This window comes from Candidatus Palauibacter sp. (assembly GCF_965208055.1).
Taxonomy (GTDB): Bacteria; Gemmatimonadota; Gemmatimonadetes; order Palauibacterales; family Palauibacteraceae; genus Palauibacter.
This window is the reverse complement of record NZ_CBDBNY010000004.1, coordinates 1-26,393: the sequence shown is the minus strand read 5'-3', so window position 1 is coordinate 26,393 and position 26,393 is coordinate 1. Positions and strand designations below refer to the sequence as shown.

24 protein-coding genes and 2 pseudogenes are annotated in these 26,393 nt (G+C 69.3%); 12 read left to right on the top strand and 14 right to left on the bottom strand.

From position 1 onward, the window contains the following. Window positions 1-97: 97 nt before the first annotated feature. The 3 genes from ACOGXI_RS00465 to ACOGXI_RS00455 all read right to left on the bottom strand — a co-directional run bounded on the left by ACOGXI_RS00465 (window position 98) and on the right by ACOGXI_RS00455 (window position 3,907). Window positions 98-2,107, bottom strand: coding sequence for a pyridoxal phosphate-dependent decarboxylase family protein (locus ACOGXI_RS00465; RefSeq protein WP_419936949.1), 2,010 nt, complete (start codon window positions 2,105-2,107; stop codon window positions 98-100). Window positions 2,108-2,151: 44 nt separating this feature from the next. After that, window positions 2,152-3,402 (bottom strand): ATP-binding protein, encoded by a 1,251-nt coding sequence (locus ACOGXI_RS00460; RefSeq protein WP_419936948.1) that lies wholly within the window; start codon window positions 3,400-3,402, stop codon window positions 2,152-2,154. Window positions 3,403-3,709: 307 nt separating this feature from the next. After that, entirely contained in the window at window positions 3,710-3,907 is a 198-nt protein-coding gene (locus tag ACOGXI_RS00455; protein ID WP_419936947.1) for a hypothetical protein, read from the bottom strand. Window positions 3,908-4,033: 126 nt separating this feature from the next. On the opposite strand from ACOGXI_RS00455, the pseudogene ACOGXI_RS00450 reads away from it, so the two are divergent. Both ACOGXI_RS00450 and ACOGXI_RS00445 read left to right on the top strand, forming a co-directional pair. Continuing rightward, window positions 4,034-4,141: pseudogene (locus ACOGXI_RS00450) on the top strand (ArsR/SmtB family transcription factor); the annotation flags it as partial. A 127-nt stretch (window positions 4,142-4,268) separates the two neighbouring features. Then, window positions 4,269-4,514: pseudogene (locus tag ACOGXI_RS00445) on the top strand (SRPBCC family protein); the annotation flags it as partial. A gap of 5 nt (window positions 4,515-4,519) precedes the next feature. Here the strand turns inward: ACOGXI_RS00445 and ACOGXI_RS00440 are convergent. Next, window positions 4,520-5,473 (bottom strand): hypothetical protein, encoded by a 954-nt coding sequence (locus tag ACOGXI_RS00440; protein ID WP_419940242.1) that lies wholly within the window; start codon window positions 5,471-5,473, stop codon window positions 4,520-4,522. A gap of 106 nt (window positions 5,474-5,579) precedes the next feature. Between ACOGXI_RS00440 and ACOGXI_RS00435 the strand changes: the two genes are divergently transcribed. The 3 genes from ACOGXI_RS00435 (at window position 5,580) to ACOGXI_RS00425 (ending at window position 6,832) form a co-directional block, all read left to right on the top strand. After that, window positions 5,580-5,792, top strand: a complete 213-nt coding sequence (locus tag ACOGXI_RS00435) for a hypothetical protein (protein ID WP_419936946.1) — start codon at window positions 5,580-5,582, stop codon at window positions 5,790-5,792. 223 nt (window positions 5,793-6,015) lie between these two features. Continuing rightward, window positions 6,016-6,441: a nucleotidyltransferase substrate binding protein gene (locus ACOGXI_RS00430; RefSeq protein WP_419936945.1), complete on the top strand. Its 426-nt coding sequence runs from the start codon at window positions 6,016-6,018 to the stop codon at window positions 6,439-6,441. After that, window positions 6,434-6,832: a nucleotidyltransferase domain-containing protein gene (locus ACOGXI_RS00425; RefSeq protein WP_419936944.1), complete on the top strand. Its 399-nt coding sequence runs from the start codon at window positions 6,434-6,436 to the stop codon at window positions 6,830-6,832. The genes ACOGXI_RS00430 and ACOGXI_RS00425 overlap by 8 nt, the downstream gene beginning before the upstream one ends. 83 nt (window positions 6,833-6,915) lie before the next feature. Here ACOGXI_RS00425 and ACOGXI_RS00420 read toward each other — a convergent pair whose 3' ends face one another. Further along, window positions 6,916-7,698 (bottom strand): outer membrane beta-barrel protein, encoded by a 783-nt coding sequence (locus ACOGXI_RS00420; protein ID WP_419936943.1) that lies wholly within the window; start codon window positions 7,696-7,698, stop codon window positions 6,916-6,918. Between the two features lie 254 nt (window positions 7,699-7,952). On the opposite strand from ACOGXI_RS00420, the gene ACOGXI_RS00415 reads away from it, so the two are divergent. Then, window positions 7,953-8,801: a class I SAM-dependent methyltransferase gene (locus tag ACOGXI_RS00415; protein WP_419936942.1), complete on the top strand. Its 849-nt coding sequence runs from the start codon at window positions 7,953-7,955 to the stop codon at window positions 8,799-8,801. Between the two features lie 54 nt (window positions 8,802-8,855). Here the strand turns inward: ACOGXI_RS00415 and ACOGXI_RS00410 are convergent, their stop codons facing one another. The 3 genes from ACOGXI_RS00410 to ACOGXI_RS00400 all read right to left on the bottom strand — a co-directional run bounded on the left by ACOGXI_RS00410 (window position 8,856) and on the right by ACOGXI_RS00400 (window position 12,398). Further along, window positions 8,856-10,538: an AMP-binding protein gene (locus tag ACOGXI_RS00410; protein WP_419936941.1), complete on the bottom strand. Its 1,683-nt coding sequence runs from the start codon at window positions 10,536-10,538 to the stop codon at window positions 8,856-8,858. Then, window positions 10,535-11,698 (bottom strand): ATP-binding protein, encoded by a 1,164-nt coding sequence (locus tag ACOGXI_RS00405; protein WP_419936940.1) that lies wholly within the window; start codon window positions 11,696-11,698, stop codon window positions 10,535-10,537. Before ACOGXI_RS00405 ends, ACOGXI_RS00410 begins: the two co-directional genes overlap by 4 nt. Window positions 11,699-11,786: 88 nt before the next feature. After that, the gene (locus ACOGXI_RS00400; protein ID WP_419936939.1) at window positions 11,787-12,398 is read right to left on the bottom strand and encodes an adenylate kinase; all 612 of its coding nucleotides are present in this window, start codon (window positions 12,396-12,398) and stop codon (window positions 11,787-11,789) included. A gap of 107 nt (window positions 12,399-12,505) precedes the next feature. On the opposite strand from ACOGXI_RS00400, the gene ggt reads away from it, so the two are divergent. Further along, entirely contained in the window at window positions 12,506-14,383 is a 1,878-nt protein-coding gene (ggt, locus tag ACOGXI_RS00395) for a gamma-glutamyltransferase (protein WP_419936938.1), read from the top strand. Between the two features lie 21 nt (window positions 14,384-14,404). Here ggt and ACOGXI_RS00390 read toward each other — a convergent pair whose 3' ends face one another. Continuing rightward, window positions 14,405-15,265, bottom strand: coding sequence for a carbonic anhydrase (locus ACOGXI_RS00390; protein ID WP_419936937.1), 861 nt, complete (start codon window positions 15,263-15,265; stop codon window positions 14,405-14,407). A gap of 164 nt (window positions 15,266-15,429) precedes the next feature. Here ACOGXI_RS00390 and ACOGXI_RS00385 point away from each other — a divergent pair, with 164 nt between their 5' ends. The 3 genes from ACOGXI_RS00385 (at window position 15,430) to ACOGXI_RS00375 (ending at window position 19,378) form a co-directional block, all read left to right on the top strand. Next, window positions 15,430-15,783: a DUF5674 family protein gene (locus ACOGXI_RS00385; protein WP_419936936.1), complete on the top strand. Its 354-nt coding sequence runs from the start codon at window positions 15,430-15,432 to the stop codon at window positions 15,781-15,783. A 20-nt stretch (window positions 15,784-15,803) separates the two neighbouring features. Next, a complete protein-coding gene (locus ACOGXI_RS00380) occupies window positions 15,804-16,154 on the top strand; it encodes a hypothetical protein (protein WP_419936935.1) in 351 nt (116 codons plus the stop codon). Between the two features lie 74 nt (window positions 16,155-16,228). Beyond that, window positions 16,229-19,378 (top strand): DPP IV N-terminal domain-containing protein, encoded by a 3,150-nt coding sequence (locus ACOGXI_RS00375; protein ID WP_419936934.1) that lies wholly within the window; start codon window positions 16,229-16,231, stop codon window positions 19,376-19,378. A gap of 54 nt (window positions 19,379-19,432) precedes the next feature. Here the strand turns inward: ACOGXI_RS00375 and ACOGXI_RS00370 are convergent, their stop codons facing one another. From ACOGXI_RS00370 to ACOGXI_RS00360, 3 genes are read right to left on the bottom strand one after another with little or no spacing between them, the layout of a single operon-like run. Further along, the gene (locus ACOGXI_RS00370) at window positions 19,433-20,092 is read right to left on the bottom strand and encodes a porin family protein (protein WP_419936933.1); all 660 of its coding nucleotides are present in this window, start codon (window positions 20,090-20,092) and stop codon (window positions 19,433-19,435) included. A gap of 15 nt (window positions 20,093-20,107) precedes the next feature. Beyond that, window positions 20,108-21,106: an NINE protein gene (locus ACOGXI_RS00365; protein ID WP_419936932.1), complete on the bottom strand. Its 999-nt coding sequence runs from the start codon at window positions 21,104-21,106 to the stop codon at window positions 20,108-20,110. Further along, window positions 21,107-22,774, bottom strand: a complete 1,668-nt coding sequence (locus ACOGXI_RS00360; protein ID WP_419936931.1) for an acyl-CoA mutase large subunit family protein — start codon at window positions 22,772-22,774, stop codon at window positions 21,107-21,109. Between the two features lie 276 nt (window positions 22,775-23,050). Between ACOGXI_RS00360 and ACOGXI_RS00355 the strand changes: the two genes are divergently transcribed. Both ACOGXI_RS00355 and ACOGXI_RS00350 read left to right on the top strand, forming a co-directional pair. Then, the gene (locus tag ACOGXI_RS00355) at window positions 23,051-24,415 is read left to right on the top strand and encodes a DUF222 domain-containing protein (protein WP_419936930.1); all 1,365 of its coding nucleotides are present in this window, start codon (window positions 23,051-23,053) and stop codon (window positions 24,413-24,415) included. Further along, entirely contained in the window at window positions 24,415-25,245 is an 831-nt protein-coding gene (locus ACOGXI_RS00350) for a transporter (protein WP_419936929.1), read from the top strand. The genes ACOGXI_RS00355 and ACOGXI_RS00350 overlap by 1 nt, the downstream gene beginning before the upstream one ends. Here ACOGXI_RS00350 and meaB read toward each other — a convergent pair. Both meaB and ACOGXI_RS00340 read right to left on the bottom strand, forming a co-directional pair. Further along, on the bottom strand, window positions 25,232-26,233 hold the full coding sequence (meaB, locus tag ACOGXI_RS00345) for a methylmalonyl Co-A mutase-associated GTPase MeaB (RefSeq protein WP_419936928.1): 1,002 nt from the start codon (window positions 26,231-26,233) through the stop codon (window positions 25,232-25,234). The two genes, ACOGXI_RS00350 and meaB, sit on opposite strands and share 14 nt — an antisense overlap. Further along, complete coding sequence (locus tag ACOGXI_RS00340; protein WP_419940127.1) at window positions 26,230-26,379, bottom strand: magnesium transporter; 150 nt, start codon at window positions 26,377-26,379, stop codon at window positions 26,230-26,232. Before ACOGXI_RS00340 ends, meaB begins: the two co-directional genes overlap by 4 nt. Window positions 26,380-26,393: the final 14 nt, after the last annotated feature.

Sequence of the window (26,393 nt, the reverse complement as noted above, 5' to 3'; positions counted from 1 at the left end):
TGTTTCCCCTCGAAGTACTGCTTCACGGTACCGCCTGTCGAGAGAGGCTCCGGGTGTGCGCCTGCGGTGCGCCTCAGGCCGCATGGTTCCGCTGCGCTCACTCCGCCAGCGCTGCGTCGATGGCGTCTTCCAGGAAATCCCAGTACATGTCGATGTAGCTGCGTTCGCCGGGGCCGTCCATCAGGAACGGGTTCATCAGCGTGTGCCGCAGGATGAAGATGTGGTCCGCCTCCTCCCGGGGCCGGGCCGGGACCGCGACGAACGTCGCCGGGTCGATGCCCAGCTCGCGCAGGATGCGGCCGCACTGCTCGTCTTCCCCGCCCTCCCGGCGCAGCGACGTGTACGACCCGATGAAACGCGCGTCCTGCACCGGCCGATCCGCGTCCACCTTCATGCGGGCGAACACCCGGCGGGCGAAGCGGTTCATGCGCGCCAGACTGCGGTTGCCGTTCCGGTTGAGCGCGAGGCAGACGAGGTTGGAATCGGGCTCGAAGGGGACGATCAGCCGCACGCGGTCTTCCAGCCGCCCGGCGGCTTCGAGAGCCGACTCGTGGAAGTACTCGCAGGCCCGGATGGTGTGGCGCAGGATGCGCCCCAGGCCCTCGCCGTGCAGCGGCAGGACTTCGTGGGCCACCGCCATCGAGGCGGCCGCCGCCCCCGGTTTCGAGCCCTCCAGGATGTACTGGCCCAGGTTGCGGAGCTGTTGCTCGCGCGGGACCTCGTCCTCGACGTCGCCGAGGTCGAACACGTAGGCGGCCTGCTGCGTGATGAAGTCCACCACCTCGCGGTCGCGCGCCACGAACGCCCCGGCCGCGTAGGGCAGGAACCCGAGCTTGTGGGGATCGATCGTCACCGAGTCGGCGTGCTTCACGGAGGTGAAGGCCCGGTAGACCATGCGCGACGGGAAGTGCCGGAAGTCCTTCCGGATCTCCTCGCGCGGCAGGCAGCCGCCATCCGGGTCCCGGAACACGCTCGCGAGGTACCCGCCCCAGGCCGCGTCGACGTGCACGAAGAAGTCCGCGCCGCGCTCGTTCCAGCGCCGGCGGGCCGCGATGATCTCGTGGATCGGATCGACGGTGCCGAACTCCGTGGTGCCGAGCACGCCGACCACGCCCAGCACCGGCGTGCGGCTCTCGAAGGCGTCGGCCAGGCACGCGTCCAGGTGGTCCGGGTCGAGGCGCATGTGGTCGTCCACCGCCACCTTGACCAGCTGCGCGGTCCCCAGGCCCATCACCTTCATCCCCTTCTCCCAGGAGTAGTGGGCCGACGCCGCGACGAGCACCCTCGGCGGACGCAGCTCCGGGTGCCGGTCGAAGAACTCCTGGATGCCGGCCGTCTCGATGCGTTCGCGTCTCACGGCGCGCCGGAACCGCGTGAAGACCGCCGGATCCTGACCGCGCAGCGCCTCGGCGATCTCGCGCCGCAGGCCGATCGTCTGACCGATGCTGAGGTTGACGAGCTCCCACTTGCTGTACTCCGCCAACTCCTTCCGCAGCGGTCCGACGGGTCCTACGGGTCCGGTCGCGAGTGCCGTCCGCCTCACCCCCTCCTGCAGGGCGACGGCGTAGAACTTCACGGCGCGGAAGTTCCACAGCGCCTCGTAGTTGGCCAGCGTGCCGCCCGACGTCAGGTGACCCCAGGCGCAGGGCTGGACCGAAGGGTCGACGTTGAAGCCGAACATGGCGGCGAGGTCCCGGCCGGCTTCGAGTTCATGGGTGAGCGTGACCGGCGCGGCCTCCTCGCTCACGTTGTTCGGGTTGTAGAGGGTGGTGAGGATCCGCGCCACGAGACCGGGGATGAGCAGATCCGAACTCATGTGCCCCACGTACCGCGGGTGGAAGATGGGGACGGACTGCTTGAGTTCCCCGGACAGGCGGATCAGGGCCTGCCGGGTGCGCGCCTTCGCCTGCAGGAAGTCGGGGCGGTAGGCGGCCGCCGCGGTGATCCGGTGGCCGTCCTCGGGGTGGAAGTTGCGGCGCCAGAAGGCGTGATCGCGCACGAACTCGACGATCAACTCCTCGAGCCAACGGTCGTTCTCCCCCGAGGGCCCGAGGAAGAACGGCTGGAGGAAGTCGAGTTCCTCCCGCAATCGGCGGTCTTTCGGCATTACGCCGCCTACCGGTGCTCCGGGCGCAGGGGCGGGGCGGCGCGTCACGGCCCCAGCGTCGCGAGCGGAACGACCATCACTCCGTCCGGCCGGGCGTAACCGTATCCGTCGCCCACGATGACGCCCAGCACCGCAGGCTCGCCCATCCGTGCCGTGTCGACTCGGTCGGCGAACTTCAGGAGAGATTTGGCGGCCTCGTCGGCGCGGGCGGAGCTCAGCTTGATCTCGAAGGCTCCCCAGGGACCGATGCCCGATTCGATGACGGCGTCGACCTCCAGACCCGCGCCGTCGCGATAGTGGAGCACGCGACCGCCGGCGCTCTGGGCATAGACGCGCAGGTCGCGGACGGCGAGCGACTCGAAGAGCAACCCGAACCACTCCGGATCCCTTCTGATCGCGCCCGGTCCGGCACGCAGCGAGGCCGCCGCCAGGGATGGATCAACGAAGTGGCGCTTCGGCTTGGCGCGCAGTCGTGACCGCGAGCGAAGATGGGGAGCCCACGGAGGCTGGTCCTCGCGGACCATCAGGCGCTTCAAGGCCTCCAGGTAGTCCACGACCGTGCGCTCGGCAATCCCGTTGTCGGGACCGCGGGCGTCTCGGGCCACGGTGGCTATCGAGGCGCAGGTCGCGACGTTGCGGGCGAGCGAGCGCAACACCCTCTCAACCAGCGCGGGCCGCCGGCCCACTCCGTCCACCCTTCTGATGTCGGTTCGGCGCAGCTCGTCGACGTAGCCCTGGTTTGCGATCATCGCGTGCTCGGCGGAGCGTCCCTGGAGGGCGGGCCAGCCTCCCCGGCAGATCAACTCGGCGAGATCCGGCGCGGAAAGCGGGCTTGCGCACGTGGGCGCGGATCTGCCCGCGAGCAAGTCCGCCAGCGATGCCTCGCCGGACGACTGCCCGGACTCGAACAGCGACATGGGACGCAGCCGCAGCCGAGTGATTCGGCCCGCGCCGGTGTGCCGCGTAACGTCGTCGGGCGGAACCGCCGAACCCGTCAGGATGAACTGCCCCGGCTCCGCCCGCTCGTCCACGGCTCGTCTCACGTGATTCCAGACCTCGGGCACGATCTGCCACTCGTCGATCAGACGCGGCGGCGGGCCCCGGAGGACCATGGCGGGGTCGACCTCGACCATTTGACGCACGCCGCGCTCGCGGTCGAAGTAGACGTGGCTGGCAGCCCGCTGAGTCGCCATCGCCGTCTTGCCGCTCGCGCGCGGCCCCTCGATCAGGACCGCGCCGGTGGCCCCCAGCCGGAGGTCAAGCTCGGAGTCGGCGATTCGAGGTAGGTAGCTCATGGAGGCACCGGGTCATGGAGAGATCGTCACACCGATCGTAACCGGAAATATTACGGTTCGCAACGATATCGCTTCATGGTTTGCATCGCGAAAAGTTCATGATTCGCATGGCGGTGACCGGAGCTTGGCAGACCCGGATAGATCCGGATAGATGACGCCCTGCGCGACTGGATCACGAACCGCGACGTAGTCTGAGCCGACTCGTCACCTGACCTTCCGTTTCGAGGACGGCGCGGCGGTCGACATGGACTACGTTATGCCAGACGCGGAGTTACCCCTTCGTCTCCGACGAAGAGTCCCGACGCTGTCAGGTGCCTCCCTGCTCCGCCTTGACTCGCTCTTTCCCGAAGTCGGCGATGCCCTGGGCGACGATGTACGCCACCAGAGGTACGACCACCTCTTCAGGGATCGGGGCGCCGACATCCTCGAGCACGATCAGGATCACCGTGCCAAGGGCGGCGAGGAACTTCTTGGAGCTGAACATCGTCGCGATCGCATTCCCCACGACTCTCCTCCTTCTCGCGTGAATCTCGTTCCACCATAGACCCCGGCAGAAACGAGATCCACCCTCGGGCGTTCTACCGATCGCCCCGCTGCAGCACGAGGTCGATCGAGCGACGCCAACCCCGACGCCACGGTCGGCGAGCTGGCGACGCCGTTCGACGTTTCGCGACCGGCGATCTCGAAACACCTCCGGGTGCTGGAGCGGGCGGGGCTCGTGGACCGGACGCGGGACGGACGCACGAGCCGCTGCGCGCTCGACGCCCGACCGATGCGGGAAGCCGCGGACTGGGTCGCGACGTATCGGGAGTTCTGGAGGCCCAACTCGCCGCCCTGGCCTCTTATTTCGAATCAGGAGAAACCGCATGACGATCGACCACGCACGGACGGTCCGGCTCTCGAGAGTGATCGCGGCCGCCCCCGAGGCGGTGTTCCGGGCCTGGACCGACCCGGAGCTGGTGCCGAGCTGGCACGGCCCGCGCGGCGGCAGGATCCTCGGGTTCGAGCGCGATCTCGTGGAGGGCGGGACGTTCACGCTGCACATGGAGGTGGCCGGCGGGAAGATCTACCATGTGTTCGGAACGTACCGGGAGATCGACTTCCCCCGGCGGCTCGTCTACACGTGGGATCTCGAAGAGGCGGAGGACTGGGTCGGCGAGACCCTGGTGTCGCTCGAAGAATTCGCACGGCGTTCCTGCTCTTCGTGCAGAGACATTTCCAGAGCGAGCTGCAGGGGTGTCGGCATGGCGCGGACGTACCCGGTCCGGCCCGTCAACCCGCCGTGTTCCCTGTTCGCCACTTCGGTGAGGAATCGGCTGGGGTGGCCGCTGGATTCGATTTCGTTTACGGCGCGCCGCACGGTGTCGCGGGTACCACCCCATTGGTTCACGAAAGGAACGATGGCGGCTGCCACACGACGGGCGTCTTCGCCTTCGAACCAGGCTTTTCGCAGTCCCCGGTTTATCTGCACGCCGAAGCCCGGGGCGCCGTCGTCGGGCAGCATGCGAATCGATTTGACGTCGAGGAGTCTGAACTTCGCGACGCTCTCCGAGGAAACGGGGCCGTCTGCGCTGGCCTTGCCGCCCACCCGAACCTTGGCGATCGGGCGGAGGTAGGTCCACGCCATGTACGGCCCGGTGAGGGCGACCCCCAGGGTGCCGACGATCGGCAACGAGACCGGCCCCAGCATGCCCCCGGCAACCCCGGCGGCGACGGACCCAAGACCGGCGCGCCATCTCCGTATCCCGAACCGGGCGCCGTACCGCCAGGCCGCGAACTCGCCCCGCGGCGGCTCCCCGATCCGGACCAGATCCAGGCCTTCCCGGTGGCGCGCGATGCCGATGTTCGCGGTCGAGGCGCGCATGCGCGTGTCGCGGAAGATCCGCTCGCAGGTCTCGATCGCCTCCCAGCGCTCCTCGAGGGGGGTCAGGTTCCATCGGCGGCACTTCCTGCACACCACCCACAGCCGTCCCTTCGCCGGGTCGAACGCAAGCCGACGTCCGACCGGAAACTCCTCCACGACCTCGTTGGAGTGAAGGGGTTTCTTGCAGAAGATGCAGGTTGTGTACACACGCTCTCCGCTCGGGAACCGTTCTTGACCCCGAATTTATGTAGGAACAATAATTCGTTGCAAAACGATTCTAACGAAGCGAAACGCGCGGGAGGACGTGGGCGCTATGAGCAGGTGGTCCGACAGGTTCCGGCCGAAGTATTGGCCGAGATGGTACCGCATCACGTTCGGCACCTGCATCGTGGGGGCGCTCCTGGGTGGAGCGCTGGCCTGGTACGGGCCGGGCTGGGGACGCTACACGGCCCTCATCGGCGTCATCCTGTGCTTCGCGTGCCTATGGGTCCTCGGAAGCCTGTTCGAAGACGGCCCCAACACCTGAAGCCGCGGACGGCAGCGTTACGTCTATCCGGTCCGCGCTCTCGTGGGGGAGCCCCTTCGTGCCGGTCCAGCCCCGTTATCCATCGCTGGTTTTGGCGGACAAGTTACCGGGGTACGGCGCACATCGTATCTTGGCGGCAACCCGGGACCGGGGAATGCCCCGGCCGATATGCGAAGCCACCGAAGACCACGATGGCAAACACCAAGACGGATAGCGGCGCGACGTGAGCATCGACACCACCTTCCTGCGCCGCTGCATCGCTTCACTCGAGCGGGCGGTCGAGGGAATCGAAACGAAGGCGGATCGCGACGATGTCATGTACGACATCTACCGCGCAGCCTGCGTCAAGGAGTTCGAACTCGTACTCGAGCAGAGCGGAAAGTTGCTGCGGAAGCGGCTCGCCGCCTGGTTCGCCAGCAACCGCCAGGCGGACCGCCTGCACTTCAAGGATCTGTTCCGCCACGCGGCCCGCCACGACCTCATGGACTGCGACGCGGTCGAACGGTGGCTGCGCTACCGGGACAACCGTAGCGACACGGCGCACGATTACGGCGAGGACTTCGCGGAAGCCACGCTGAAGCTGCTGCCGGATTTCATCGTTGACGCCAGGGCGCTCGCCGACCTGATCGACCGGGAGGATGATGCCTGACCGCGTGAACCTGTCCGCAAGGCACCGGCGCGTGCTCGAAGCACTTCTCCGGGAGCACCTGCCGGACGTCGAGGTGTGGGCGTACGGCAGCCGCGTGAGCGGCCTCGGCCACGAGGGAAGCGACCTCGATTTGGTGCTGCGGGGGCCGGGGCTTGAGGATATCCCCGCCGACCATCTGGTGGATTTCGAAGAGGCGGTGCGAGAATCCACGATTCCGTTTCTGGTCGAGGCCAGGGATTGGGCGAGGCTGCCGGAGCGGTTCCACCGAGAGATCGAACGGGAGTACGTGGTGGTGGCAGGCAGTGCCCCGGGGGTTTCCACGGACGATGCCGAGCAAGCTGCCGAGCAAGCGCCCGAGCAATGGGGCGACCGGGGCGCGAGAAAGCGTTGAACCTCCCTGTGCAGCCCTATGCCAATTGAAGATCGAACCTGCAATTGGCATAGGCCGATGCACGGGTCAGCCCATGCGCGGTCTCAACCGATGGCGAAGACGAGGCCGCTCTGGAAGGCGACGTGGTTGGTCTTCTTCCCCTCATCGTCGATTTCGGAGAGGCCCTTGGCGTAGATCACCTCGAAGGCCAGGTCGAGCGAATCCGTCAGCTTCACCTGGAAACCTCCGCCGAAGGCGACTCCGAAGTCGCTCGACTTGACCTCGCTCACCCCGCCCTCTCCGCACGCGACGTTCGTGTCCTGCGCGGACCCCGCCCCCGCCGCACCCGTCAGGCGCGCCGCGCCGACGCGGTTGGGAATGCCCGGCGGGACCTCGGGACGGATGGGCGGAGGCTCGACGGTCGTCACGGCCACCTGGCACGAGAGGTTGAAGGCCACCCAGGGCCCGGCGAGGAAGCCGAAGTTGAGACGCCCCTCTTCGGCGACGGTGCCCGCGCGAAGGAGCGCGGAGAACTGCACGTAGTCGATCTGAGCCACCGACTCGGTGAGCGACCGGCTCGCCAGGATCGACGACGGCACCTCCACGGCGCCGCCCTTCTGGGCCAGCCCCAGGCCGATGCGGGCGCCCAGGGCGCCGCTCAGCGGGATCCCCGCGTCGACTCCCGCCGCGATCCCGTATCTGGGCGCATCGAACGCGGCGGCGCCCCGCGTGCCCAAATTGGCCCCGGACAGGGTTGCGGAACCGATGCCGGCCCTCAGCCCGATGGTCGTCTGCGCGCTGAGCGGTGCGGCGGCCAGCGCGAGGACCAGCGCCACGGCGTGCGTGGCGGCTTGCGCGGAACTGCGACCTGCGGACCCTGCGGACATGGCGTCTCCTCCATGTGGATAAGTAAGCCTGCGCACAACCACGGAGCTTCGGTGCGCCGGACCCGGCGCGCAACGACACCCCCGCCGGGCCCGTTCGTCATCAGTCGCCCTTCTCGCGGCCCGGAACCGGAGCGCCATTGAGGTGCCCCCTTCGTGATGGCTACCGTGATGGCTACCGTGATGGCTACCGTGATGGCTACTATGTGGCTCCCGCGACCACGTACTTCACTCTTCCATATCCCGGATCGCGAACCATGATCGATATCAACGAAATCGGTGCGACCGCCTTCGTCATCGCGTCCATTCGGGCCCTCGAGCCCGAGAAGCCGCGGCCGCTCTTCAACGACCCCTGCGCCCCGTGGTTCTCGAACGACCGCGCGCGCGCGGCCGCCAAGCAACTGGAGGCGGTGTTCCCGCCCTCGACCACGATGGTCCGCTTCCGTACCCGCTACTTCAACCGGTTCGTCGAGCGCGGGATCGAGGACGGGGCTCGCCAGGTCGTGCTGCTCGGGGGCGGCTTCGACATGCGCGCCCATCACTACCGCAAGACGGACGCCGCCTTCTTCGAGGTGGACCAGAAGGCGGTGCTCGAATTCAAGCGCCATATCCTGTCGGACAACGGGATCGAACAGCCGCCCTCGCTCTTCGCCAACTACCTGGAGGCGGATGTGCCGGGCGGGCTGGCCGATCTCGGCTTCGATCCCACGGCCCCCACGCTGATGGTCTGGGAAGGCAACACGATGTACCTGCCGCCCGAGAGCATCATGCCGTTCCTGAACCGGCTCGCGAGCGCGGTGTCGTCGCTCCGCATCGCCTTCGACTACTTCTCGGTGGACCTGCAGAGCCGCGACTTCGAGACCGACGAGGACCGCAAGCGGCTCGAAGGCGTGGAGCGGGCGATGAACGCCTCGTTCCCCACCGGTTTCCCCGACCTGACGGTGTTCGAGAGGGAGGCGCCGTTCGCCGTGGCCGAGTCGGGCTCATTCGCGGAACTGGCGGAGGAGTACGGGCTGGGCGAGATGGTGGCGGAATACCCCGAGGACTGGCGCGAGACGCTGAAACTGTACCGCTACTGCGTCCTGCAGAGGCGAGCGGGCGGCTGACGGTCGAACGCGTCGCGCGACGACGTCCGACCTCCTACCGCGTGCGGTCCACGATCAGGCACGGAGCCTGAAGCGCTGGATCTTTCCCGTCGCCGTCTTCGGGAGTTCGGCGACGAACCGGATCCAGCGCGGGTACATGTAGCGCGGGAGACCCTCCTGGCAGTGCGCGACGAGTTCCGCCGTGAGCGCGTCGGCGGCCGGTTCGGCGCCGACCGTCTCCCTCAGTGGCTCGGTGAGCACCACGTGCGCCTCCGGCTTGACCAGGCCGTGGTCGTTCTCACGACCCACGACCGCCGCCTCCAGCACCGCCGGGTGTTCCATGAGGCGCGCCTCGATGTCGAACGGAGAGCACCAGATCCCGCCCACCTTGATCATGTCGTCGGCGCGGCCCTGGTAGTGGAACCAGCCCTCCGCGTCGCGCACGTACTGGTCTCCCGTGCGCAGCCACCCGTCCACGATCGTGCGCCCCTCGAGCTCCGGACGGTTCCGGTAGCCGGGCGTTGTCGAGTCGCCGCGGATCTCGAGTTGCCCCGCCTCGCCGGGCCCCGCCTCGACGCCGTCCTCGCCCACGATCCGCGCCTCGTAGCCGGGGACGACGCGGCCCGTGCTGCCGGGTTTCACGTCGCCCGGGGCGTTCGAGATGAAGATGTGGAGCGCCTCGGTGGAGCCGATCCCGTCCAGGATCTGGAGCCCGGTCGCCGCCTTCCAGCGCCGGAAGAGGTCCGGGGGCAGCGCCTCGCCCGCGGACACGCACAGCCTCAGCGAACCCAGATCGGGGGCGCGCTCTCCCGAGGAGCCGGCGACCCTCTCGCCACCGCCCGCGCCCACCCGGCCGCCAGCCGCCGGCGCCTGGTCCCGCACCTGGTCCAGCGTCTGTAGCTGCGCCGCGTACAGCGTCGGCACTCCGAAGTACGCCGTCGGACGCAGCGTCTCGATCGTCTCGAACGTGGTCGCGGGCGTCGGACGCCGCTCGTCGAGGATCGCGGTGCCTCCCACCCACAGCGGGAACGTCATCGCGTTCCCGAGCCCGTACGCGAAGAAGAGTTTCGCCGCGGAGTAGCAGCGGTCGTCCTCGCCCAGCCCGAGAACCCCCACGGCGTAGTGCTCGCAGGTCGCCGGCATGTCGCGGTGGCGATGCGGCACCCCCTTGGGGCGCCCCGTCGTACCCGAGGAATAGAGCCAGAACGCGATGTCGTCAGGCCGGGCCGGCGCGGCGTCCAGTGCCGGACGGGCCGCCGCGACATCGTCGAGCACCCCGCCCTCGGCCTCGAGCACGAGCCCCCGCGCCCCCGTCCGCGCCCCCGCGAGCGCCGGCACGACCTCGCCCGCGAACTCCGGCGAGTAGACGACGGCCCGACAGCCGGAGTCGGCGATGATGAACCCGAGGTCCCGCGCCCGCATGAGGTAGCTCACGGGCACGGGCACGATCCCCGCCTTGATCGCCCCCCAGAAGAAAAAGAAGAACTCCGGGCAGTCCTTCACGACCATGAGAAGGCGGTCGCCCGGCGCGAGCCCGAGCCCGAGGAGGGCGTGCCCCGCCTGCCCAACCCCTTCCGCGAGTTCCGCGTACGTGACCGTCTTGCTGGCCTGCTCGCCGGCCTGCTCGATGGCGACCTTGCCGCCCCGTCCCTCCGCCACGTGCCGGTCGACATACCAGGAGGCCGCGTTGAACGCCTCCCCGTAGGCGAGCCGCGCGGGAGACGACGAACGGTCGATCGTGAGTGCGGTCGGACTCATGGTCGCGAGCCCGGCTTCCGGGGCGTTCGTCCCTTTTCCCGGTTCACGGGAAGGTGTCGGGTTCCGCATACCGTGAACTCCCGATTGCCGCGGCGGATGCGGTACGGCTCCGTAGCGGCCGGGACGACCACGTAGTTGTCGCCCAGCGGATACCGCCGCCGCAACGCCTCGATGGCGGCGCGCGCGACTTCATCCGGGTTGATCTTGCACTCGAACGCGTCCAGGCGACCGTCCTCGCGCCGCACCACAAAGTCCATTTCCCTGCCCGACTTGTCGCGCCAGTAGAAGATATCTTCGTCCAGGTGGCGGAAACGGAGCGCGTCCAGCACGAGGTGCTCCCACAGCACTCCGCGGTCGTCGTCCCTGATGCGGCTCCAACCCCGCTCGAAGGTGACGAAGCCCGTGTCGAAAGCGTAGCACTTGGGGCGGCTCACGATCTCCCCACTCCCGCCGCCGCGGAAGGGACGCAGGCGATGGATGGCGTGCGCGATCTCCAGAGCCTCGATGTACGTTTTGACCGTCGGCCGGCTCAGTTCCGTCAGACGGGCCAGACGGCTGTAGTCGACCTGCCCGCCGCTCCATCTCATCAGGAGCCGAAACAGCGACAGGAACCCCTGGCGGTTCCGAACGCGGAACAGTTCCAGGATGTCCCGCGCATAGAAGCTGTCGATCCACTCCGCATACAACTGCGTCGACTTCGTCTCCGCCAGCAGCGGTTCCGGCAACCCGCCGTGGAGCAGCCGGTGGTCGAAGTCCGCGCGGCCGAACGGCTCCGCACACTCCTCCCACAGCGCCGGGCACAGGTGGACCGCCAGCTTCCTGCCGGCGAGCGAATCCCGGAACTTCCCCGTGGCCGCGAGCGTGGACGATCCCGTGGCCAGGATCTTGAGTGACGGATATTCGTCCGCCGCGATCTTCAGGAGCAGACTGGGATCCTTGAGACGGTGAACCTCGTCCACGATGAGCACGGTCCCCGGTGCGAGGCCGCCGAGAAAGAACTCGGGGTCGTCGAGCCGCCGGACAGTGGACGGAAGGTCGCAGTTCAGGTAGACGGCATCCGGCAACATCCGGGCGAGGGTCGTCTTCCCGACCCGTCGCACTCCGGACAGCCACACCAAGGGCCTCTCGGCCCACGCCTGCCGGATTCTCTCCAGCCACATCGGACGCCGAACCATAATTGTATTTTATATTTAGTGCGGCCATATGGCAAACACAGAATCGCGCCCGAACGCTCCCACCGGACGCCGGTCAATCCGCGGCGCGGATCCTTCGGCCCCCGGAGGCGGCGAAGGCCTCCACTTCGCGGGGAGAGCTGAGGCGCACGAACCGGATGTGCGCCCAGCGTGGATCGGAAACGCGCGCGAGCATGTTGCGCCGCTTCCGTGCGTGCTGCGTGATGATCCAGCCCAGCAGCGAGTCGTCCCGCCAGATCAGGAGGTGGCGCCGGAACGACTCCCGGTTCGTCCCCCAGACCAGTTCCCCGGACCGCGAGCGCCGCCATGAGCGGCGGAGGAAGCGCCACACGAGCAGAGGCAGCGGCAGGTCGAGCCACACGACGCTGTCGAGACGCGGCCACAGAGTCCGCCGGGAGAATTTCTCATACGAACCCGCGACGACCCAGCGCTCCCCCCGGGTCGCCTCTCGAATTCGGCGTTCGAACCGGTCGGGGTCCGTCTGGTTCAGACCGACCCAGCCCGGCAGCCAGTTGAGCGCGTCCAGTTCGACGAACGGCGCATCCAGCGCCTCCGCGAGTCTCGCCGCAAGGGTGCTCTTGCCCGACCCGCTGTTACCCATCACCTGGATGCGTCGGCCGATCTCCGGGTCCGGCTCGGTTCGGCCGACATGAGGTCGATGGATCATGGCTCGCAATATACTCGGCCGCTTGCCGGTCGGTCGGACCGAGCGGCACAATAGCCGCCGCACGCCGAGATCGGAGACCGGTTGTCCAACCCCGAGGGTCACCTCAGATGCAAGACGCACACCGTATCGAACCCACGCAGCCACGTCGGCCGACGTTCAGCCACCGCAGGGCATCGCTTCCGCTCGTCGCGGCCCTCGCGTTCCTGCCGCTCGTCGGCGGCTGCCAGCCGGGCGACACCGGGGCCGGCGCCGGGAGCAGTGCAGCGAACCACCCAGCCAGCGCCTTCGTCGAGGCGGGCGGCGCCTTTCCGCAGGAGTGGCCCTTCGCCGCCGAAGACACGCCCGTCACGGCCACCGAGGGCATGGTCGCCTCGACCGACGAGTACGCGTCGCGCGTCGGCGTGGAGATCCTCGCGGCGGGGGGCAACGCGGTCGACGCGGCGGTCGCCACGGGACTCGCGCTCGCCGTCGTGAACCCGGAGGCCGGCAACCTGGGCGGGGGCGGGTTCATGATGATCCGCCTCGCCGACGGCGCCGTCTTCGCCCAGGACCACCGGGAAAAGGCGCCGCTGGCGGCCACCCGCGACATGTACCTCGACGAGGACGGCAACGTCACGGACCTCTCCGTGCGCGGGCACCTGGCGGCGGGCGTGCCCGGGACGGTGTCCGGGCTGTGGGAGGCCCACCAGCGCTTCGGCACCCTCGACTGGGCCGCAGTTGTGCAGCCCTCGATCGACCTCGCGAACGGGTTCGAGGTCACGACGCGGCTGGTGTCCACGCTCGACGCGGCGCAGGAGGGGATCCGCGCCTTCGCGCAGAGCGCGCGCATCTTCCTCCCCGGCGACGCCGTCCCCGACATCGGCGACACCTTTGCGCAGCCGGATCTCGCCGGCGTCCTCACGCGCCTCCGCGACCAGGGGCCCGATGACTTCTACCGCGGAGAGACCGCCGCCCTGATCGCGGCGGAGATGGCGCGCGGCGGCGGCATCATCACGCTCGAGGACCTCGACCGCTACGAAACGGTGTGGCGCGATCCGGTCGCCTTCGATTACCGCGGCTACACGGTGCATTCGATGCCGCCGCCGTCCTCGGGCGGCCTCACCATGGCGGCCATCGCCAACATCCTGGAGCGCTGGGACCTGGGCGCGATGGGGTGGAACAGCCCCGAGACGATCCACGTGATGGCCGAGTCCTTCCGGCGCGCCTACGCCGACCGCAACGAGTATCTCGCGGATCCGGACTTCGTGGAGCTTCCCGTCGACGAATTCCTCTCGGACGCCTACGCCGACAGCCGCGCGGCGACGATTTCCACGGAGCGGGCGACACCCTCCGCCGAGGTCGCCCCGGGAATCGACGGCTTCCTGGACGAGAGTCACACGACCCACTACTCCGTCGTCGACGGCGAGGGCAACGCGGTCGCGGTCACGACGAGCGTCAACTCGTGGTACGGCGGCAAGGTCGTCGTGGAGGGCGCGGGATTCTTCCTCAACAACACGATGGACGACTTCGCCGCCAAGCCGGGCACCCCGAACCAGTTCGGCCTCGTGCAGGGTGAGCGGAACGCGATCGGCCCCGGCAAGCGCATGCTGTCGGCCATGAGCCCCACGATCGTCGAGGACGCGAACGGGGATCTGTTCCTCATCGCCGGAACCCCCGGCGGCGCCACGATCATCACCACCGTGCTGCAGTCCATCTTCAACGTCGTCGATCACGGGATGAACGTCGTGCAGGCGGTCCACGCCCCGCGGATCCATCACCAGCACCTCCCGGACCTCGTCTTCCACGAATACGGAGGACTGGGTGCGGCCACGGCGAGCGCGCTGGAGGCGCTCGGACACACGGTCCGCGAGCGCGATCCCGGCCCGCCCGACGCCTACTTCACCGGCGGCATGTCGGGCGATCTGCAGCTGATCATGGCGCTGCCGGACGGATCCTGGACGGGCTGGTCTGACCCCCGCCGCGGCGGGAGGACGCTCGGCCGCTAGCGTCGCGGCTCCAGTCGCGGCTTAGGGCCGGAGCCGGATCTCCCGCCCGTTCAACGGCTGCACGGGGCGCGCGTTCATCGGATAGAGCGCCGCGAAGGCATCGATCTGCGCCTGTGAGACGGAGATCGATTCCGTCATCACGACCCAGCTCACGACCTCCGAACAGGGTGGCGTGGTCAGCGAGCCCTGGTAGCGGAAGTAGCCGCGCCCCTCGGGCAGCAGCGCGCCGGGATCGAGCGCGCCGACCGCCGCAGGCGACTCGTCGGGACCGGGAATGGCGTCCCAGAGACCCTGGAGGGCCGGGTCGGCGGCGCCCGCCTCCATGAAGACCCCGATCACGGCGAGGTCTCCCTCCTCGGCCGCATGCACGAAATGCACCTCCATCGGGGAGGCGGCGCCGTCGACGGTGTGTTCGCTCGGCACGTGGAAGTGGAACTGCACGAGCGCGAACGGCCGGCCCTCCAGGACGATGGAACTCCCCTCCGCCACGTTGATCTGGATCGTATGGCCGTTGTCCACGACCTCCGCCTCCGTGGCCTGCCACCGGATGTCGAGACCGCCACCGTTCCCGGCATCCGCCGCGTCCGCCGCCCCCGCCGCGTCCGCCGGAGTCGCGCTGGCCAGGTCCACCGGAGACTGCTCGACTCCGGTGTCGCAGACCGCGAACGAGGGATCGAGCCCGCCCCACCCGTCCGGTCCCGTGTCGCCCTCGTACCCCCAGTGGACTTCGGCCTCCCCCATCCCCTCCGCGTGCTCCGCCTCCATCTGCCCCTCCCCCTCCGCGTGATCTTCGGTTTCCGGCCGACACCCCTGCTGAGCCCCGATGAGCAACAGCAGCACCAAGCCGACGAAACTCCCGGGGATACGCGTTGGCGCTTGCATCGGTTCCTCCGTTGGGTGCGAGGGGCTGGACCTGACCGGCAATCAATCTGCCCGCCCCGACCGGCCCGTCAAGAACCGGCTGCGGGTCGAGGGGACGGCGGTTAAGTTGCCTCGTCCACCGCTCGCACCTGCCCCGCTTACACCTTCTCCGGGAGTCGACGGTTTTGACGGCGGGACGCATCATCTCGAAATCCATCTCCCGCGCGGATCTGCGGAGCATGGCCGAGGCCCAGTTCGGCGACTGGATCAAGGCCGTGGTCGATGTCTCTCGAGGGATCATGGGCGTCGGAGGCGACTTGCACGCCGATGATGAAGCGCTGCTGCTCGAGCGCGGCTCGCGTCAGCAGGACCTCTGGGGCATCAACCTCTATCTGGAGGAAGACGGACCGGACTGGATCGAGTTCGACTCGCTGATCAACATTCGACCCGGGCAGGGGAACCGCTCGCGCGGCGTGGACGACGCGTCGGCGCGAGAGCGCATTCGCGCCCTGGTCGAGTCCCTCGTCGTCGCCGAATAGCGGCTGGGGCGGCGCGCACAATGGGGCGTCCTCTCCATCGGCGGGCCGCCGACGGCGGATGGGCCAGGCTCGATCTGGTCGAGCAACTCGGGAATATCGGCAGCGAGGTCGAGCGCGCGATTCGCGCCCACGAGGCCGGCCGCGCGAACCGGTTCGAGGGCGCTCTCGCACGGGCGCTGGAACTGTTCGATCTCACGGCTGCGGACTCACGCTGGCACGGACACCGCTGCCAGGAGGTCCTGCGGGCCCGCCACGAGTTCTGCCGCCTCTTCTTCGACCCCGATGTCCCGCCCGGCTCGGCGGATGGCCTGCGCAGGTACTTCTTCGGTTTCGCCTACGCCGCGCGCATGCGCCACTATCGCGACAGCTGACGGGGTCTTGCCGGGGGGTGACGCGCGCACCGTATCATCCTCCACCCTATTGTCGAGAGAACGGAGCTGACCTCATGTCCCAGGTATCGGTCCCCCCGCGTCGACGACGTCGCAGCAAGCTGTCCCCGCTGGCGGCGCTGTTTCTCCTGCCCGCAGCGCCGTGCCTCCTGGCTGCGGCGGCGCATGCCCAGGATCGCGAGCTCCGCGTCACCGTGTCCGAGGGGACGAACATGGCCGCGGCCGTCTCCCCGGACGGCAGCCGAATGGTGCTCGACCTCCAGGGGACGCTGTGGGTGATGGACGCCGGGGGCGGCGAGGCGCGCGCGATCACGGACATGTACTACGACGCGCGGCAGCCGCAGTGGGCGCCGGACGGGAACCGGATCGTCTTCCAGTCGTTCCGGGACGGGAACTGGCACATCTGGTCGATCCGGGCCGACGGCTCCGATCCGGCGCAGCACACGTTCGGGCCCTACGACGAGCGGGAGCCCGCCTACTCGCCGGACGGGGGCACGATCGCCTTCGCCTCGGACCGCTCGGGCAGCTACGACATCTGGACGCTGAATCTCGACAGCGGCGCCATCAGCCGGGTCACCGACGCGCCGGGCCACGAGTTCACGCCCTCCTGGTCCGCCGATGGCGAAGCCCTCGTCTACGCCTCCAGCCAGGACGGCGGGACGGTCCTCGTGCGGGGGACCGACGGATCCGAGCGCGTCGTGGCCCGCGCGCGCGGCGCCGTCTCTCCCTCGTGGAGCCCGGACGGCCGGCGCATCGCCTTCCCCGCCGTCTCCCAGGGACAGACCGGTCTCTACGTGGCGTCTCTCGATCAGGGTCCCAACGCGGGTCCCGGCGCGGGTCCCGACGCCGGCGCCGACTCCCAGCCGAGCCGCCTCACCGGGGACGGGGCCGATGTCTTCCCGTTCCGCCCCCACTGGGTCTCCGCCGACGAGATCGTGTACACCGCCGACGGCATGATCCGGCGGGCGTCCGCGAGCGACGCGGGATCCGGGGACGGAGACGGAGACGGGGGCGGGGGGTCCGTCATCCCCTTCGAGGCCACCTTCGCCTTCACGCGGCCGGACTACGAGCGCACGCCGCGTTCCTTCGAGGCGGGCGGGCCGGAGCCGGTGGTCGGGATCGTGGCGCCGGCGGTCTCGCCGGACGGCAGTTCCATCGCCTTCACCGCGCTGGGCGACCTCTGGCTCCTCGACCTCGACCCGGACGGCTCCCCGCGCGGCGCCTCCCCGCGCGACGCCACCCCGCGGCAACTCACGGACGACCCCTTCGTCGACGTCCTCCCGGCCTGGTCGCGCGACGGTTCCATGCTCGCCTACGCCTCCGACAAGGGCGGCACGCTCGACATCTGGGTGCGCGACATGGAGACGGGCGCCGAGCGCCAGGCGACGACGCTTCCCGGCGGCGAGGTGGGCCCGGTGTTCTCCCCCGACGGCGCGTACATCGTCTTCACCTCGGTCCAGGGACTCCAGAGCGACGTCCGTATCGTCGATCTCACCACCGGCGACGTTCGGACGATCCGCGACGACCTGTTCGCGCCCGGCCGCCCCTCGTTTTCGCCGGACGGCGAGACCATCGCCATGGGCGTCCTCACGCAGTACTCGACGCGCTTCCGCGAGGGGCGGAACGAGATTCTCCTGCAGCCGGTGGACGGCGGGCCGGGGCGCCGCGTGACGGCCGCCGAGCACCGGGGGATGGGCGTGCGCGGACTCGACGGCCCGGTGTGGTCGCCGGACGGCCGCCGCATGGCGTACACGAGCGAGGGCGTGTTGTGGCTCGTCGAGGTCGACGACGCGGGGACGCCGAGCGGTCCCCCGATGCGGCTCACGAACCACCACGCCGACGCGATTTCCTGGACGGGCGACTCGCGTTCGATCGTCTACCAGACGCCCGGCGGCCTGCGCCGCTACGGACTCGACGACGGCGCCATCGAGGAGATCCCCGTCGCGCTCGAATGGCGGCGCCCCGCCCGCGAAGGCTCGGCGGTCATCCACGCCGCCCGCGTCTGGGACGGCGTCTCCGACGACATCGACCGCAACATGGACCTCATCGTCGAGGGCAACCGGATCGCCTCGGTCGTCCCCCACAGCGACGCCAACCACGCCTCGGCCGCGGACGCCGGAGGGGAGGTCGTGGACGCGGGCGATCACACCGTCCTCCCGGGCCTCGTCGACATGCACTCGCACATGGGCTACGGCATGGGCGAGACGCTCGGCCGCACCTTCCTCGCGTACGGGGTCACGACGATCCGCGACCCGACCGCCGACTCCTACGAGATCGCGGAGCGCCGCGAATCCATCGACTCCGGCCGCCGCACCGGCCCGCGCGAGTTCGCCACGGGACGGACCATGGACGGCAATCGCATCTACTACTCCGGGGCCGGCTCGCTGCGGCCCGACGGCAACCTCGCCCTCGAACTGGACCGCGCCGACCGACTCGGTTTCTCGCTCATCAAGACGTACGTCCGCCTGCCGGACCTCTTGCAGCGCCGCATCGTCGACTTCGCGCACTCGATCGGGATCCCGGTGTCGAGCCACGAGATCTATCCCGCCGTCGCGCACGGCATGGACCACGTCGAACACATCTCGGGCACGAGCCGCCGCGGCTACTCCCCGAAGGTGACCGCGATGTACCGGACGTACGACGACGTGATCCGGCTCCTCACCGCGTCGGGCATGACGATCACGCCGACCATGGCGCTCATGGGCGGCTGGTGGAAGGTGGTGGGCGAGGACCCGTCCTGGACCTCCGACCCCCGCTTCGCGTCGTTCTTCCCGCCGGGGATGGCCGAGAGCATGGCCGCGCGCGCCGCCGCCCGCGGCCGCCTGTCCGGCATGGACGACATGCTCGCCGACGCGGGCGAGACCGTGACCCGCGTCGTCCGCGGCGGAGGCAAGGTCGTCGCGGGCACCGATTCCCCCATCATCCCCTACGGCGCCGCCCTCATCGCGGAAGTCGAGAACTACGTCTGGGGCGGCCTCACCGAGGTCGAGGCCCTGCGAACCGCCACGTCGGTGGCCGCCGAGGCCCTCGCCATGGAAGGGGAGATCGGAACCCTGTCCGCCGGCGCCCTCGCGGACATCCTCATCGTCGAGGGCAACCCGCTGGAGGACATCTCGGACCTCCGCCGCGCGCGCATCGTCGTCAAGGACGGCGAGATCTTCCGCCTCGAGGAACTGATGGAGCCTCCCAGGGCGCTCGTCCCCTGAGCGCGGGGAAAGCTCCGACGGGTTCTCCGGCGGGTCGCGGCGGGAGCGTCTCCGTCAGGCTCCGAACGGGATCACGAGCCCGGCCTGAAGCGCCACATGCCGGGTCTTGGTGTCCTCGGTTGACGTTTCATCGACGTTCGTGAGTCCCAGCGAGTATATCACATCGACACCCAGCCGCAGACCGCCGGAAATCGCCATTTCCACGCCGGCGCCCGCCGCGATGCCGAAGTCGGTCGATTTCGTCGCATCGTCGCACGACGCCGATTCATTCACCGACCCCAATTCGCCGAGATTGACACTCAGGCTCGCGTCGCAGGAAAGGAGAGAGGCCGCCCACGGACCCAGCAACAGACCGAAGGACATTCCGCCGTCTCGCGGCGTTCCGATGCGCGCCAGGGCCGACAACTGCACGTAGTCCGCCTCGATGCTGCCCGACCCCCCGATATCGTCGAAGCCTTCCGACGCGAGATCCGCGGAATAGCTCGTACCCTTCTGGGAATACGCTCCCCCGATCCGAAGCTCGACCGCGCTTGCGAGCGGAAATGCGATGTCGAGCCCCGCGACCACGCCCTGGCGGGCGTCCTGGATCGCTTCGCCCTCCAAGTCCGAGGAGACTGTGGCGCGGCTCAACCCGCCACGAATTCCGAGCGACGTTTGACCCATCAGCGGGGCGGCGATCAACAGGGGAAGGAGCGCGGCGACGATTCTGCGCATGTGGAATCCGACCTTTCAGAAGAGACCCGTTGCGATGAACACTACGGCAACGCCGCTCAGCGCCCAGATCACGCGGTCGCTGCGCTGCAGGAGGACGTGCTTGTTGAGGACCGCCCCGATGGGAGCGGCGAAGGCATAGGTGGCGAAGAACGTCTGGAAGTAGTCCAACGCCAGAGAGCCGAGGTCGAGACCTCCCGGGCCGCCGATGCCCGCCTCGATGAGATCGAAGACCGTGAAGATGATCGTGAACCAGGCGCCCAGTTGCAGGTAGAGCTTGGCCTCGGCCCGCCGACGGCGGCGGAGGATGGCGAACATCGCCAGCACCTGGCGGAAGGCGAGCGACACCGCCCCGCCGGGATCGTTCGTGTAGTAGAACAGTCGCAGCCGGTGGGCCCAGCGGTCGAACCCCCGCAGCAGCGGCAGTTTGGAGAGCGCGTCCCAGCGGGTGCCCAGCAGCGTGATCGCGATGAGCGCGAGCACCGCGATGATCGGCTCGTAGATGCCGAACCCGCTCGCGAAGGCGCCCATCGACCCGCCCGCCAGCATCATCACGACGGCATCGGCCACCAGACGACCGCGTGTCCGCCGCTTGGCGGCCCAGTGCGGCTCCGGCGGGAGCGTCTCCCCCTTGGCCGGCATGAAGGCGAGCTGGCGGGGCGCCTGACCCAGGAACTGCCGCCGCGCCTGGTCTTCGTTGAACTTCCGCACCATCCGCGGGATCAGAAGCACGTCGACGAGCCACCACAGCCCCCCGCCTCCGAGGGTGAGGAGCATGAGGAGGCCCGTTCCCGGACGGTCGAGATAGAAGCGGTGGCCGCCGAAGACACCTGTCACGAGCCACAGCGGGTAGGCGATGGCCTCGCGCTTCGGCGGGTAGCTGTACAGCTGGTCGAGCACCGCGCGAGAGAAGTCGAGGTCGCCTCTCCCGGGCACGCGCGGCGGGCCCTGGTGCAGCGCGGATATCCCCAGGAGGGTCTCGTCGGAAGTCCCGGGGCCTGAGGGATCCCCGGGCATCTAGAAGGCCACGGGCTCCTTGAAGCGGCCGTACACCTTCTCCAGCACGATCCGGATCTCGCCCAGCGTAGCGTAGGCGCGCACGGCGTCGAGCAGCGGCGGCAGCAGGTTCTCCTCCTCGCGCGCGGCCCGCCCCAGCGTCTCGAGCGCGCGCTCGACCGCCCCGGAATCACGGCGCGCACGGAGATCCGCCAGCCGCGCCTCCTGCTTCGCCGCCGCCTCCTCCCCGATCCTCAGAATCTCGAGCGGGGGCTCCTCCGCATCCTCGAACCGGTTCACGCCCACGATCGTCTGCGTCCCCTTCTCCACCTCGTCCTGGAACCGCCGCGCGGCAGCCGCGATCTGCGCCTGGAAATAGCCGGACTCGATCCCGTACACGACCCCGCCGATGTCATCGATCTCGCGGAAAATCTCCTCCGCCTCCGCCTCGAGTTCGTCCGTCAGCGACTCGACGTAGTAGGAACCCGCGAGGGGATCGATCGTGTTGGGGACGCCGGTCTCATAGGCAAGGATCTGCTGCGTGCGGAGGGCGATCTTCGCCGCCTCCTCCGTGGGAAGCGCGAGCGTCTCGTCCATCGCGTTCGTGTGCAGCGACTGCGTGCCGCCGAGCGCCGCCGCCATCGCCTGGTACGCGACCCGCACGATGTTGTTGTGCGGCTGCTGCGCCGTGAGCGAGACGCCGGCCGTCTGCGCGTGCGTCCGCAATCTCAGACTCCGGGGATCCCGCGCCCCGTACACGTCGCGCATGTGCCGGGCCCAGATGCGGCGGCCCGCGCGGAACTTCGCGATCTCCTCGAAGAAGTCGTTGTGCACGTCCCAGAAGAAGGAGAGCCGCGGCGCGAAGCTGTCCACGTCGAGCCCGCGTTCGATCCCCCGCTCCACGTAGGTGAAGCCGTTCTTGAGCGTGTAGGCGAGTTCCTGCGCGGCGGTCGCCCCCGCCTCGCGGATGTGATAGCCGGAGATGGAGATCGTGTTGAAGCGCGGCGCCGCGTCCGCCGACCACTCGAAGATGTCGGCGATGATCTTGAGCGCGGGCTCGGGCGGGAAGATCCACGCGTGCTGGGCCTGGTATTCCTTGAGGATGTCGTTCTGGATCGTCCCCCGGACCCGGTCGAGCGGCACGCCCTGCTTCTCCGCCGTCACCAGGAGGAAGGCGTACAGCATGAGCGCGGGCCCGTTGATCGTCATCGACACGGAGACCCTGTCGAGCGGGATCCCGTCGAAAAGCGTCTCCATGTCGGCGAGGCTCGAGATCGCGACGCCGCACTTCCCCACCTCTCCCTCGGAGCGGCGGTCGTCGGAGTCGTATCCCATGAGAGTGGGAAAGTCGAAGGCGACCGAGAGCCCGGTCTGTCCGCGCCGGAGGAGGTACTTGTAGCGCTCGTTCGTCTCGTGCGCGGTGGCGAAGCCGGAGAAGAGCCGCATCGTCCACAGCTTCGTCCGGTACATCGAATGGTACGGACCGCGCGTGAACGGGAACTCGCCCGGCGTGCCGAGCCGGTCCAGGTATGCGCCCGGCCCCGTGTCGCCAGCGTCGAGGGGGGTGTAGAGCGGCTTGACCTCCCGCCCGGAGATGCTCCGGAAGCTGGTGTCATCACGCTGCGGGGCCTGGCGGAAGACCGCCTCCCAAAGCTCGAGTTGATCGCTCAGCGCACCGTGCTTGCTCATGCCCGTCCGTGTCCTCCGTGTCCCCCGGCTCGTCGGTCCCGCCCCCGTCCCCCGCTCTCAAAGTAGGGGCCGGACGTTCCCGCGGGAACGTGTCCCCGTTGCCCTCACCCGACGAAGAACCGACGAGGGCCCCACGAGGACCGGGGGGGGGGCCCACGAGGATCTCGGGCAGCGGCGCCCGGAGATGAGACCCCGTTGATACCGAGACCGAATATTTGCCGAAGATTGACGAAGCCGCCCGCGCCCGTTGAACCCTGAAGACTCGAACGAGACACGATGCCCGACGACAGGATGCCCGACGACAGGATGCCCGACGACACGATGTCTGAGACGCCGCACGAGACCCTGCGCGGCACGGATCCCCTCGGGGACGAGATCGCCGAACTCTCCGCGCACCTCGACGCGGCCCAATACCGCCTCCTCACGCTCATCCACCGCTACGACCGGGAGGAACTCTGGGACGGATGGCGTTCCTGCGCGCATTGGCTCTCGTGGCGCACCGGGATCACGCTGGGCCCCGCCCGCGAACGGGTGCGGGTGGCCCGCTGCCTCGCTGCGCTCCCCCGGACATCGGAAGAGATGAGAAAGGGACAACTTTCCTGGTCGAGGGTTCGGGCGCTGACCCGGATCGCCACGGCGGAGGACGAGAGCCGCTGGCTGGAATTCGCGCGTCACGCGACGGCGAGCCAACTGGAACGCCTGGTTCGGGCACAGCGGAGCGCGGAGGCGGCGGCCGCGGCCGCAGAGGGGGAGGAGTCGGCACTGTCGGCCCGGCGTTATCTCACGGTGCGGCCCGGGGAGGACGGAATGTACGAACTCCGGGGCCGGCTCATGCCGGAGGTCGGCGCCCTGCTCATGCAGGCGCTGGATGCCGCGGGGGACGAACTCCACCGCGCGCAGCAGGCCGCCGTGCGGGAGGCCGGAGCACCCGCCGGACCGCCTTCGACGCAGGGGGAACGGCGACATGACGCGCTCGAAGCGTGGCTCGAGGATCGCACAGAGGCGGACGTACAGGTGGTCGTCCACACCGTGGCCGGGAGCGCCGGCAGCGGCGGGAGCGCCGGCAACGGCGATGTGGTGAGCACGGAGGACGGCTCGCACGTTCCCGCGGGAACGTCCCGGCGGTTGACCTGCGACGCGGAAACCGTACGCGTGACCCGGGGACTGGATGGCTCGATACTGGACGTGGGGCGGCGGCGCAGGACCGTGAATTGGCGACTCCGCAAGGCGCTGGAGGTGCGCGACGGGGGGTGCCGCTTCCCGGGCTGCGGGTCGCGCTATGTGCAGGCCCATCACGCGATACCCTGGGCCGAGGGAGGTCGGACGTCACTGGACAATCTCATTCTGCTCTGCCGGTTCCATCACCGGACCGTGCATGAGGGAGGCTGGCGCGTGAAGATGGGGTCCGCCGGCGCGGCCCGCTTTCACAGTCCCGACGGCAGAGTCGTCGCCGCGGTGCCGCCGCGGCGGCCGGACGTGAAGGCGCCGCGCACCGCCGATTCCGGGCTCGGGCCCTGGCACCGTCAGGAGGGGATCAACCCCTGGACGGCCACGAACATGTGGCAAGGGGACCGGCTGGATCTGGATTGGGCGCTCTGGGCCATGTGGGGCCAATACGAACACCTTGGAGAGGCAGCGTGATGAGCAGACCATCGATCCTTCTGGTCCTGGGAGCGGGCCCGTTCTTCGCGACGGCCGCCGGGGCCGCGCACGCGCAGCGGGGGCCGCTGGTCGCGGACCGCCCGGACTTCACCGAGGCGGCCGCGACCGTGGGGCGTGGCGTGTTCCAGCTCGAGTTCGGGTACACGTACGAGTACGACCGGCCGGAAGGCAGCGGCGGCGGCGGAGTATGGACGCACTCGCTGGGCGAGCCTCTGCTGCGGGTCGGCGTGCTCGCCGAGGGTCTGGAACTGCGGCTCGGCCTCAACCCCGTGTCGATGGGCGCCGGGGCGGACGGGCGGAACATCACCGAGCGCGGCGTCGAGGACCTCTATGTGGGGATCAAGCTGGCGCTGGCCGAACAGGACGGGTTCCGGCCGGCGCTGGCGATCCTGCCTCAGATGACCGTCCCCACGGGGAGTGGCGCCTTCACGAACGACCGTACGCTGCCGGGGGTCAACTTCATCTATGGCTGGGATCTCTCCGACAACGTCGCGCTGGCGGGCAGTACGCAGTTGAACCGGGCGGTGACGGCGTCTCGCGACGCGGAGGACGCGGAGGAGGAATACCGCGAGTGGGCGCAGTCGGCCGTGGCCGGGTTTTCCCTGGGCGCGAGGGCGGCGGTCTACGCCGAGTGGTTCGCCTTCTTCCACGACGAGCCGCTCGGGACCCGGACGGAACACTACGCCAACGGCGGATTCACCTGGAGCCTGGGCGACGATCTTCAATGGGACATCCGCGCCGGCGTGGGGCTGAGCGAAGCCGCCACCGGCTTCTTCGGCGGGACGGGACTCGTGGTCAGGTTCCCCTGAGGGTGCCCGTGCGAGGCCTCCGCGACGCCTCGTACAGCCGGCGCGCGATCGCATAGGGGGAAGCTCCCGAATCCAGCGTCTCGGGGGAGGCGTCGCGCCAGATCCGCCGCGCGTCGCGGTGGCAGCGGCGGACGAGGGCGTCGTGGGCGCGGCGGAGGCGGGCGGCCCGGCGCCGCGCCTCGAGCCTTCCCGTCGCCGTCAGCCAGTCGAAGTGCCGGTCCAGGTGCGCCGCGAACTCATCGACCCCCCGCGACTCCGACGCGACGGTCTGCGTGATCGGCATGCGCCAGACTTCTTCGGCACCGCCGCCCCCGCCGGCCGGCTCCCGGTTCGCGAAGCGGATCGACATGATGATCGCGATCTCCTTCTCGAGGCGATCGGCGCCGGGCCGATCCGACTTGTTGATGACGAAGAGGTCCGCCACCTCCATGAGCCCGGCCTTCATCGCCTGTACCCCATCTCCCGACTCCGGGACAAGGACGACGGCGGTCGTGTCGGCGGAGACGGCGATGTCGAGTTCCGCCTGGCCCACGCCGAGCGTCTCCAGGATCACGCGGTCGTAACCGGCGGCGTCCATGAGGTCGGCGGCTTCCCGGGTTGCGGTCGCGAGGCCGCCGAGCGATCCGCGGCTCGCCATCGAGCGGATGAAGACGCCGGGCTCGGTGGAGAGTTCTCCCATGCGGATGCGGTCCCCGAGCAGGGCCCCGCCCGTGAACGGACTCGTCGGGTCCACGGCGACGATGCCTACCTTGAGAGACTGATCGAGGTAATGCCGCGTAAGTGCCGCCGTGAGCGTCGACTTGCCGGCACCGGGCGGCCCCGTGATGCCGATGCGACGCGCGCGTCCGGCGCGCCCGTCCAGCCGCTCGAGAAGCGCCTCGAATCCGTCGCTCTCGTTCTCCACGTGCGAGATCCCCCGGGCCAGCGCCAGCGGCTCGCCGCCCGCGATGCGGTCGGCGAGCCCCCCCGGATCGAATGTCACCCTCACAGGAGGAACCGGGTCGCGAGCCCCAGCAGCAGCACGAACCCGACCAGGTCCGTGAAGGTCGTGACGAAGACCGACGAAGCGACCGCCGGGTCCGCGCCGAACCGCTCCAGCAGGATCGGGAAGAACGCACCCAGCGCGGAGGCCACCGCGAGGTTCGCCC

Coding starts and splice junctions, on each gene's coding strand:
- ACOGXI_RS00465 (WP_419936949.1), bottom strand. CDS start 2,107: ATGCCGAAAGACCGCCGATTGCGGGAGGAACTCGACTTCCTCCAGCCG.
- ACOGXI_RS00460 (WP_419936948.1), bottom strand. CDS start 3,402: ATGAGCTACCTACCTCGAATCGCCGACTCCGAGCTTGACCTCCGGCTG.
- ACOGXI_RS00435 (WP_419936946.1), top strand. CDS start 5,580: ATGAGCAGGTGGTCCGACAGGTTCCGGCCGAAGTATTGGCCGAGATGG.
- ACOGXI_RS00425 (WP_419936944.1), top strand. CDS start 6,434: ATGCCTGACCGCGTGAACCTGTCCGCAAGGCACCGGCGCGTGCTCGAA.
- ACOGXI_RS00420 (WP_419936943.1), bottom strand. CDS start 7,698: ATGTCCGCAGGGTCCGCAGGTCGCAGTTCCGCGCAAGCCGCCACGCAC.
- ACOGXI_RS00415 (WP_419936942.1), top strand. CDS start 7,953: ATGATCGATATCAACGAAATCGGTGCGACCGCCTTCGTCATCGCGTCC.
- ACOGXI_RS00410 (WP_419936941.1), bottom strand. CDS start 10,538: ATGAGTCCGACCGCACTCACGATCGACCGTTCGTCGTCTCCCGCGCGG.
- ACOGXI_RS00405 (WP_419936940.1), bottom strand. CDS start 11,698: ATGTGGCTGGAGAGAATCCGGCAGGCGTGGGCCGAGAGGCCCTTGGTG.
- ACOGXI_RS00400 (WP_419936939.1), bottom strand. CDS start 12,398: ATGATCCATCGACCTCATGTCGGCCGAACCGAGCCGGACCCGGAGATC.
- ggt (WP_419936938.1), top strand. CDS start 12,506: ATGCAAGACGCACACCGTATCGAACCCACGCAGCCACGTCGGCCGACG.
- ACOGXI_RS00390 (WP_419936937.1), bottom strand. CDS start 15,265: ATGCAAGCGCCAACGCGTATCCCCGGGAGTTTCGTCGGCTTGGTGCTG.
- ACOGXI_RS00380 (WP_419936935.1), top strand. CDS start 15,804: ATGGGGCGTCCTCTCCATCGGCGGGCCGCCGACGGCGGATGGGCCAGG.
- ACOGXI_RS00375 (WP_419936934.1), top strand. CDS start 16,229: ATGTCCCAGGTATCGGTCCCCCCGCGTCGACGACGTCGCAGCAAGCTG.
- ACOGXI_RS00370 (WP_419936933.1), bottom strand. CDS start 20,092: ATGCGCAGAATCGTCGCCGCGCTCCTTCCCCTGTTGATCGCCGCCCCG.
- ACOGXI_RS00365 (WP_419936932.1), bottom strand. CDS start 21,106: ATGCCCGGGGATCCCTCAGGCCCCGGGACTTCCGACGAGACCCTCCTG.
- ACOGXI_RS00360 (WP_419936931.1), bottom strand. CDS start 22,774: ATGAGCAAGCACGGTGCGCTGAGCGATCAACTCGAGCTTTGGGAGGCG.
- ACOGXI_RS00355 (WP_419936930.1), top strand. CDS start 23,051: ATGCCCGACGACAGGATGCCCGACGACAGGATGCCCGACGACACGATG.
- ACOGXI_RS00350 (WP_419936929.1), top strand. CDS start 24,415: ATGAGCAGACCATCGATCCTTCTGGTCCTGGGAGCGGGCCCGTTCTTC.